Origin of the sequence: Streptomyces sp. NPDC058375 (assembly GCF_042723425.1) — a bacterium.
Taxonomy (GTDB): Bacteria; Actinomycetota; Actinomycetes; order Streptomycetales; family Streptomycetaceae; genus Streptomyces; species Streptomyces durocortorensis.
Genome location: NZ_JBHXJG010000281.1, coordinates 1 through 9235, shown reverse-complemented (window position 1 = coordinate 9235; position 9235 = coordinate 1). Strand labels below are relative to the sequence as shown.

6 protein-coding genes are annotated in these 9235 nt (G+C 66.0%); 5 read left to right on the top strand and 1 reads right to left on the bottom strand.

Annotation, left to right across the window (positions count from 1 at the left end):
* The first annotated feature begins 84 nt into the window (after window positions 1-84).
* Window positions 85-3984, top strand: a complete 3900-nt coding sequence (locus tag ACFWM7_RS30540) for a DNA-directed RNA polymerase subunit beta' (RefSeq protein ID WP_003966994.1) — start codon at window positions 85-87, stop codon at window positions 3982-3984.
* Window positions 3985-4085: 101 nt separating this feature from the next.
* On the opposite strand, the gene ACFWM7_RS30535 is transcribed toward ACFWM7_RS30540, so the two are convergent.
* Complete coding sequence (locus ACFWM7_RS30535; RefSeq protein ID WP_383266702.1) at window positions 4086-4244, bottom strand: hypothetical protein; 159 nt, start codon at window positions 4242-4244, stop codon at window positions 4086-4088.
* 563 nt (window positions 4245-4807) lie between these two features.
* On the opposite strand from ACFWM7_RS30535, the gene rpsL reads away from it, so the two are divergent.
* From rpsL to tuf, 4 genes are all read left to right on the top strand, one after another.
* Window positions 4808-5179: a 30S ribosomal protein S12 gene (rpsL, locus tag ACFWM7_RS30530; RefSeq protein WP_003948652.1), complete on the top strand. Its 372-nt coding sequence runs from the start codon at window positions 4808-4810 to the stop codon at window positions 5177-5179.
* Window positions 5180-5181: 2 nt separating this feature from the next.
* Window positions 5182-5652 carry a 30S ribosomal protein S7 gene (gene rpsG, locus ACFWM7_RS30525; RefSeq protein ID WP_003966970.1) on the top strand — a complete coding sequence of 157 codons (471 nt, stop codon included), beginning with the start codon at window positions 5182-5184 and terminating at the stop codon, window positions 5650-5652.
* A gap of 38 nt (window positions 5653-5690) precedes the next feature.
* On the top strand, window positions 5691-7820 hold the full coding sequence (gene fusA, locus ACFWM7_RS30520) for an elongation factor G (protein WP_383266699.1): 2130 nt from the start codon (window positions 5691-5693) through the stop codon (window positions 7818-7820).
* A gap of 157 nt (window positions 7821-7977) precedes the next feature.
* Window positions 7978-9171, top strand: coding sequence for an elongation factor Tu (gene tuf, locus ACFWM7_RS30515; protein ID WP_010058805.1), 1194 nt, complete (start codon window positions 7978-7980; stop codon window positions 9169-9171).
* The last annotated feature ends 64 nt before the right edge of the window (window positions 9172-9235 follow it).

Below are 9235 nucleotides of genomic sequence, written 5' to 3'. Positions count from 1 at the left end.
GCCTCATCCCGAGGCGGCCGGCCCTCCCCGGACCCGTTCAGACCATTGATTGAGACGAGACCCCGAAAGAGGGATTGACGACAAGTGCTCGACGTCAACTTCTTCGACGAGCTGCGGATCGGCCTTGCCACCGCGGACGACATCCGGACCTGGTCGCACGGCGAAGTCAAGAAGCCGGAGACCATCAACTACCGCACGCTCAAGCCCGAAAAGGACGGACTCTTCTGCGAGAAGATCTTCGGTCCGACCCGGGACTGGGAGTGCTACTGCGGCAAGTACAAGCGTGTCCGCTTCAAGGGCATCATCTGCGAGCGCTGCGGCGTCGAGGTCACTCGCGCCAAGGTGCGTCGTGAGCGGATGGGCCACATCGAGCTTGCCGCTCCCGTCACCCACATCTGGTACTTCAAGGGCGTTCCCTCGCGGCTCGGATACCTGCTGGACCTCGCGCCGAAGGACCTGGAAAAGGTCATCTACTTCGCCGCGTACATGATCACGTTCGTGGACGAGGAGCGTCGTACCCGCGACCTGCCGTCCCTGGAGGCCCACGTCTCCGTCGAGCGCCAGCAGACCGAGAACCGCCGCGACTCCGACCTGGAGGCCCGCGCCAAGAAGCTCGAGACCGACCTGGCCGAGCTGGAGGCCGAGGGCGCCAAGGCGGACGTGCGCCGCAAGGTGCGCGAAGGCGCCGAGCGTGAGATGAAGCAGCTGCGCGACCGTGCGCAGCGCGAGATCGACCGCCTCGACGAGGTGTGGAGCCGCTTCAAGAACCTCAAGGTCCAGGACCTTGAGGGCGACGAGCTGCTCTACCGCGAGCTGCGTGACCGCTTCGGCACGTACTTCGACGGCTGCATGGGCGCCGCCGCGCTGCAGAAGCGCCTGGAGTCCTTCGACCTCGACGAGGAGGCCGAGCGCCTCCGCGAGATCATCCGTACCGGCAAGGGCCAGAAGAAGACCCGTGCGCTCAAGCGCCTCAAGGTCGTCTCCGCGTTCCTGCAGACCAGCAACAAGCCCAAGGGCATGGTGCTCGACTGCGTGCCGGTCATCCCGCCGGACCTGCGTCCGATGGTGCAGCTGGACGGTGGCCGCTTCGCGACCTCCGACCTGAACGACCTGTACCGCCGTGTGATCAACCGCAACAACCGCCTCAAGCGTCTCCTCGACCTCGGTGCCCCCGAGATCATCGTGAACAACGAGAAGCGGATGCTGCAGGAGGCCGTCGACGCGCTGTTCGACAACGGCCGCCGCGGTCGCCCGGTCACCGGTCCCGGCAACCGCCCGCTGAAGTCCCTGAGCGACATGCTCAAGGGCAAGCAGGGTCGTTTCCGTCAGAACCTCCTCGGCAAGCGCGTGGACTACTCCGCGCGTTCCGTGATCGTCGTCGGTCCGCAGCTCAAGCTGCACCAGTGCGGTCTGCCGAAGGCGATGGCGCTGGAGCTCTTCAAGCCGTTCGTGATGAAGCGCCTGGTGGACCTGAACCACGCGCAGAACATCAAGTCGGCCAAGCGCATGGTCGAGCGTGGCCGCACCGTCGTGTACGACGTCCTCGAAGAGGTCATCGCCGAGCACCCGGTGCTGCTGAACCGTGCGCCCACCCTGCACCGCCTCGGCATCCAGGCCTTCGAGCCGCAGCTGGTCGAGGGCAAGGCCATCCAGATCCACCCGCTCGTCTGCACCGCGTTCAACGCGGACTTCGACGGTGACCAGATGGCCGTGCACCTGCCGCTCTCCGCGGAGGCGCAGGCCGAGGCCCGCATCCTGATGCTGTCCTCGAACAACATCCTGAAGCCGGCCGACGGCCGTCCCGTCACCATGCCGACCCAGGACATGGTGCTGGGCCTCTTCTTCCTCACCACGGACGACGAGGGCCGGAACGTCAAGGGCGCGGACCGCGCGTTCGGCTCCACGGCCGAGGCCACCATGGCCTTCGACGCCCGCGAGCTGTCGCTCCAGGCGAAGGTCGACATCCGCTTCCCGGTCGGCACCATGCCGCCGCGTGGCTGGGTGCCGCCGGTCGCCGAGGAGGGCGAGCCGGAGTACCAGCCCGGTGACACCTTCCGGCTGCGGACCACCCTGGGCCGTGCGCTCTTCAACGAGCTGCTGCCCGAGGACTACCCGTTCGTCGACTACTCGGTGGGCAAGAAGCAGCTCTCCGAGATCGTCAACGACCTGGCCGAGCGCTACCCCAAGGTCATCGTGGCGGCGACGCTCGACAACCTGAAGGCGGCGGGCTTCCACTGGGCGACCCGTTCGGGCGTCACCGTGGCCATCTCCGACGTCGTCGTGCCCGAGGCCAAGAAGGCCATCGTCAAGGGCTACGAGGAGCAGGACGAGAAGGTCCAGAAGCAGTACGAGCGCGGTCTGATCACCAAGGACGAGCGCACGCAGGAGCTCATCGCGATCTGGACCAAGGCGACCAACGAGGTTGCCGAGGCGATGAACGCGAACTTCCCGAAGACGAACCCCATCTTCATGATGGTCGACTCGGGTGCCCGAGGAAACATGATGCAGATGCGTCAGATCGCGGGTATGCGTGGTCTGGTGTCGAACGCCAAGAACGAGACGATTCCCCGTCCCATCAAGGCGTCCTTCCGCGAGGGCCTCACCGTTCTGGAGTACTTCATCTCCACGCACGGTGCCCGTAAGGGTCTGGCGGACACCGCCCTGCGTACCGCCGACTCGGGTTACCTGACCCGTCGTCTGGTGGACGTCTCGCAGGACGTGATCATTCGCGAGGAGGACTGCGGCACCGACCGCGGCCTGAAGCTGAAGATCGCGGTCAAGGGCGCCGACGGCGTGCTCCGCAAGACGGACGACGTCGAGACCTCGGTCTACGCCCGCATGCTCGCCGAGGACGTCGTGGTGGACGGCAAGGTCATCGCGCCTGCCAACGTCGACCTCGGTGACGTCCTGATCGACGCCCTGGTGGGCGCCGGCGTCGAGGAGGTCAAGACCCGCTCGGTCCTGACCTGTGAGTCCGCGGTCGGCACCTGTGCCTTCTGCTACGGACGCTCGCTCGCCACCGGCAAGCTGGTCGACATCGGTGAGGCGGTCGGCATCATCGCCGCCCAGTCCATCGGTGAGCCCGGCACCCAGCTGACGATGCGTACCTTCCACACCGGTGGTGTGGCCGGTGACGACATCACCCAGGGTCTGCCCCGTGTCGTCGAGCTCTTCGAGGCCCGTACGCCGAAGGGTGTCGCCCCGATCTCCGAGGCCAAGGGCCGCGTGCGGATCGAGGAGACCGAGAAGACCAAGAAGCTCGTCGTCACCCCGGACGACGGCAGCGACGAGACGGCGTTCCCGATCTCGAAGCGTGCCCGTCTGCTCGTGGGCGAGGGCGACCCGGTCGAGGTGGGCCAGAAGCTCACCGTCGGTGCGACCAACCCGCACGACGTGCTGCGCATCCTCGGCCAGCGTGCGGTCCAGGTCCACCTGGTCGGCGAAGTCCAGAAGGTCTACAACTCGCAGGGCGTGTCGATCCACGACAAGCACATCGAGATCATCATCCGGCAGATGCTCCGCCGCGTGACGATCATCGAGTCCGGCGACGCGGAGCTGCTTCCGGGCGAGCTGGTCGAGCGGTCGAAGTTCGAGACCGAGAACCGTCGTGTGGTCACCGAGGGCGGTCACCCCGCCTCCGGCCGTCCGCAGCTGATGGGTATCACCAAGGCCTCGCTCGCCACCGAGTCGTGGCTGTCGGCGGCGTCCTTCCAGGAGACGACCAGGGTCCTCACCGACGCGGCGATCAACGCCAAGTCGGACTCCCTGATCGGCCTCAAGGAGAACGTCATCATCGGTAAGCTCATCCCGGCCGGTACGGGCCTGTCCCGCTACCGCAACATCCGGGTCGAGCCGACCGAGGAGGCCAAGGCCGCGATGTACTCGGCCGTCGGCTACGACGACATCGACTACTCGCCGTTCGGCACCGGCTCCGGCCAGGCCGTCCCGCTGGAGGACTACGACTACGGTCCGTACAACCAGTAAGCGAGTGGCTGTCGCTTGATCGACCGGAGGGCGGTCATCCCGTGCACAACGGGGTGGCCGCCCTCCGGCGTGTGCCGTCCCGGGCCCCGGGGCGGCCTCTCTCAGCCCAGCAGGGCGTGGTGGACCCGGAGCAGTGCACGGGTACCCACGGCCCGCAGAGGCGGCACGTCGGGCAGCGGAACCTTGCGGGCGAGTGCCAGGACGGCCACGACGATCGCGTAGTCGTCCACGACGGACTGCGGCAGTCCGGGAGCGGTCATGGCCGGGGCGTAGGCGGAAGCGGCGTCACCGTATTCGATGACGGCCAGGCTGACGTCGTGTCGAGCGCGCTCGGCGCCTGGAAGACGGGGTCACGGCGGTCGGCTGTCATGTGGGCCTCCCTCGGGCCGGGCCGGGCCAGGCCGGTCCGGGGACCGGTCGGGCTGGTCGGCTGACCACCTTGTCCGGCATGGTGAGGTACGGCGGCAGGGCGCAAGCGCGCTGTTTCCGCGTCCCTTGACTGCCGGGGTCCGGCAAGGTCGCACCCCCTGGGCCGTACGGTCGCCGGCTCCGTCCCGGGTGGTCCGCGGGCCCGGTGCGTCGGCGTGGACAGCATTTGTTTTGACCCAGGTCCGTGAGGTAGGTACGCTCAAGCCTTGTGCCTGGGGTGTGCCTGGGCTCGTGTGCGTGTCATCAGCCGCACCGCGAGTCCGTCAGTAGCCACCGCAATCTGCGCCCCTTCTGCCCCTAGGGCGGAAGTCCGCAGTATTCGACACACCCGACCGCGTGGGTCGGCGATGTTCCAGGTTAGTTTCACGAACGGCACACAGAAACCGGAGAAGTAGTGCCTACGATCCAGCAGCTGGTCCGGAAGGGCCGGCAGGACAAGGTCGAGAAGAACAAGACGCCCGCGCTCGAGGGTTCGCCCCAGCGTCGTGGTGTCTGCACGCGTGTGTTCACGACCACCCCGAAGAAGCCGAACTCGGCGCTCCGTAAGGTCGCGCGTGTGCGTCTGACCTCCGGCATCGAGGTCACGGCCTACATCCCGGGTGAGGGACACAACCTGCAGGAGCACTCCATCGTGCTCGTGCGTGGTGGCCGTGTGAAGGACCTGCCGGGTGTTCGTTACAAGATCATCCGCGGCTCCCTTGACACCCAGGGTGTCAAGAACCGCAAGCAGGCCCGCAGCCGCTACGGCGCCAAGAAGGAGAAGTAAGAATGCCTCGTAAGGGCCCCGCCCCGAAGCGCCCGGTCATCATCGACCCGGTCTACAGCTCTCCTCTTGTCACGTCGCTGATCAACAAGATCCTCCTCGACGGCAAGCGTTCCACCGCCGAGCGGATCGTGTACGGCGCCATGGAAGGCCTCCGCGAGAAGACCGGCAACGACCCGGTCATCACGCTGAAGCGCGCGCTTGAGAACGTCAAGCCCTCGCTCGAGGTCAAGTCCCGCCGTGTCGGTGGCGCCACCTACCAGGTGCCGATCGAGGTCAAGCCCGGTCGCGCGTCCACCCTCGCTCTGCGCTGGCTCGTCGGTTACTCCCGCGCCCGCCGCGAGAAGACCATGACCGAGCGCCTCATGAACGAACTGCTCGACGCCTCCAACGGCCTCGGCGCTTCGGTCAAGAAGCGTGAGGACACCCACAAGATGGCCGAGTCCAACAAGGCCTTCGCGCACTACCGCTGGTAGTCGCTACCCCCATCGAGACCGAGAGAAGATTGAGCCTTATGGCCACCACTTCGCTTGACCTGGCCAAGGTCCGCAACATTGGGATCATGGCCCACATCGACGCGGGCAAGACGACCACCACTGAGCGGATCCTCTTCTACACCGGTGTGAGCTACAAGATCGGTGAAGTCCACGACGGCGCTGCCACGATGGACTGGATGGAGCAGGAGCAGGAGCGCGGCATCACGATCACGTCCGCCGCGACGACCTGCCACTGGCCGCTCAACGATGTTGACCACACCATCAACATCATCGACACCCCGGGTCACGTCGACTTCACCGTCGAGGTGGAGCGTTCGCTCCGCGTCCTCGACGGCGCCGTCACCGTGTTCGACGGTGTCGCGGGCGTCGAGCCGCAGTCCGAGACCGTCTGGCGTCAGGCGGACCGCTACGGCGTGCCGCGTATCTGCTTCGTCAACAAGCTCGACCGCACCGGTGCGGACTTCTTCCGTTGCGTCGACATGATCGTGGACCGCCTCGGCGCGACCCCGATCGTCATGCAGCTTCCCATCGGCGCCGAAGCGGACTTCACGGGCGTTGTCGACCTCGTGTCGATGAAGGCCTTCGTGTACCCCGAAGAGGCCGCCAAGGGCGAGATGTACAACGTCATCGACATCCCGGACAACCTCAAGGAGAGCGCCGACGAATGGCGCGCCAAGCTCCTCGAGGCCGTGGCCGAGAACGACGACGCCATGATGGAGCTGTACCTGGAGGGCAACGAGCCCACCCAGGAGCAGCTGCACGAGGCCATCCGTCGCATCACGCTGGCGTCGAAGGGCAGTGCCGACTCCGTCACCGTCACCCCGGTGTTCTGTGGCACCGCGTTCAAGAACAAGGGCGTCCAGCCCCTGCTCGACGCGGTCGTGCGCTACCTGCCTTCCCCCCTGGACGTCGAGGCCATCGAGGGCCACGACGTGAAGGACCCGGAGAAGGTCATCGCCCGCAAGCCCTCGGACGACGAGCCGTTCTCCGGCCTGGCGTTCAAGATCGCGAGCGACCCGCACCTCGGTAAGCTCACCTTCGTCCGGATCTACTCCGGTCGCCTGGAGGCCGGCACCGCGGTGCTGAACTCCGTCAAGGGCAAGAAGGAGCGCATCGGCAAGATCTACCGCATGCACGCGAACAAGCGTGAGGAGATCGCATCGGTGGGCGCCGGCGACATCATCGCCGTCATGGGTCTCAAGCAGACCACCACCGGTGAGACGCTGTGCGACGACAAGAACCCGGTCATCCTGGAGTCCATGGACTTCCCGGCGCCGGTCATTCAGGTCGCCATCGAGCCGAAGTCCAAGGGTGACCAGGAGAAGCTGGGTGTCGCCATCCAGCGCCTCTCGGAGGAGGACCCCTCCTTCCAGGTGCACTCCGACGAGGAGACCGGCCAGACCATCATCGGTGGTATGGGCGAACTTCACCTCGAGGTGCTCGTCGACCGCATGAAGCGCGAGTTCCGCGTCGAGGCGAACGTCGGCAAGCCCCAGGTCGCGTACCGCGAGACGATCCGCAAGGCCGTCGAGCGCATCGACTTCACGCACAAGAAGCAGACTGGTGGTACCGGCCAGTTCGCGAAGGTGCAGATCGCCCTCGAGCCCATCGAGGGTGGCGACGCCTCCTACGAGTTCGTCAACAAGGTCACCGGTGGCCGCATCCCCCGTGAGTACATTCCCTCGGTGGACGCGGGTGCTCAGGAAGCCATGCAGTTCGGCATCCTGGCCGGTTACGAGATGGTCGGCGTCCGCGTCACCCTTCTCGACGGTGGTTACCACGAGGTCGACTCCTCGGAGCTCGCCTTCAAGATCGCCGGTTCGCAGGCGTTCAAGGAGGGTGCCCGCAAGGCCTCTCCCGTGCTCCTGGAGCCGATGATGGCCGTCGAGGTCACCACGCCCGAGGACTACATGGGCGATGTCATCGGCGACCTCAACTCCCGCCGTGGCCAGATCCAGGCCATGGAGGAGCGCAGCGGCGCTCGCGTCGTGAAGGGCCTCGTGCCCCTCTCGGAGATGTTCGGCTACGTCGGAGACCTCCGCAGCAAGACCTCGGGTCGCGCAAGCTACTCGATGCAGTTCGACTCCTACGCCGAGGTTCCGCGGAACGTCGCCGAGGAGATCATCGCGAAGGCCAAGGGCGAGTAACTCTCCCGAGCTCACGCTTTAGGCTTGTCACCGGAGCCTGGCGGGCATGCGGCACAGCGCGCGAGCACTGTGCCGTATGCCCCCGGCGCCGGCACCCCAGCAAAGATCACCTGGCGCCGATGAAGCAAGGCGTACAGAACCACTCAGGAGGACCCCAGTGGCGAAGGCAAAGTTCGAGCGGACTAAGCCCCACGTCAACATCGGCACCATCGGTCACATCGACCACGGTAAGACGACCCTCACGGCCGCCATTACCAAGGTGCTGCACGACGCGTACCCGGACCTGAACGAGGCCTCGGCCTTCGACCAGATCGACAAGGCTCCCGAAGAGCGCCAGCGCGGTATCACCATCTCCATCGCGCACGTCGAGTACCAGACGGAGTCGCGTCACTACGCGCACGTCGACTGCCCCGGTCACGCGGACTACATCAAGAACATGATCACGGGTGCCGCGCAGATGGACGGCGCCATCCTCGTGGTCGCCGCCACCGACGGCCCGATGCCGCAGACCAAGGAGCACGTGCTCCTGGCCCGCCAGGTCGGCGTCCCCTACATCGTCGTGGCCCTGAACAAGGCCGACATGGTGGACGACGAGGAGATCCTGGAGCTCGTCGAGCTCGAGGTCCGTGAGCTCCTCTCCGAGTACGAGTTCCCGGGCGACGACGTTCCGGTCGTCAAGGTCTCGGCGCTCAAGGCGCTCGAGGGCGACAAGGAGTGGGGTGAGTCCGTCCTCAACCTGATGAAGGCTGTCGACGAGTCCATCCCGCAGCCCGAGCGTGACGTCGAGAAGCCGTTCCTCATGCCGATCGAGGACGTCTTCACGATCACCGGTCGCGGTACGGTCGTCACCGGCCGCATCGAGCGTGGTGTCCTGAAGGTCAACGAGACCGTCGACATCGTCGGTATCAAGACCGAGAAGACCACCACCACGGTCACCGGCATCGAGATGTTCCGCAAGCTGCTCGACGAGGGCCAGGCCGGTGAGAACGTCGGTCTGCTCCTCCGTGGCATCAAGCGCGAGGACGTCGAGCGCGGCCAGGTCATCATCAAGCCCGGCTCGGTCACCCCGCACACCGAGTTCCAGGCGCAGTCCTACATCCTGTCGAAGGACGAGGGTGGCCGTCACACCCCCTTCTTCAACAACTACCGCCCGCAGTTCTACTTCCGTACCACGGACGTGACGGGCGTTGTGACCCTTCCCGAGGGCACCGAGATGGTCATGCCGGGTGACAACACCCTCATGGACGTCGCGCTGATCCAGCCGGTCGCCATGGAAGAGGGCCTGAAGTTCGCCATCCGTGAGGGTGGCCGGACCGTGGGCGCCGGCCAGGTCACCAAGATCATCAAGTAGTTTCTGCTTGGTCCTTGGACCTGGTGGCTCACTGAGCTGCAAGAAGGGCCCCGCACCTCGAAAG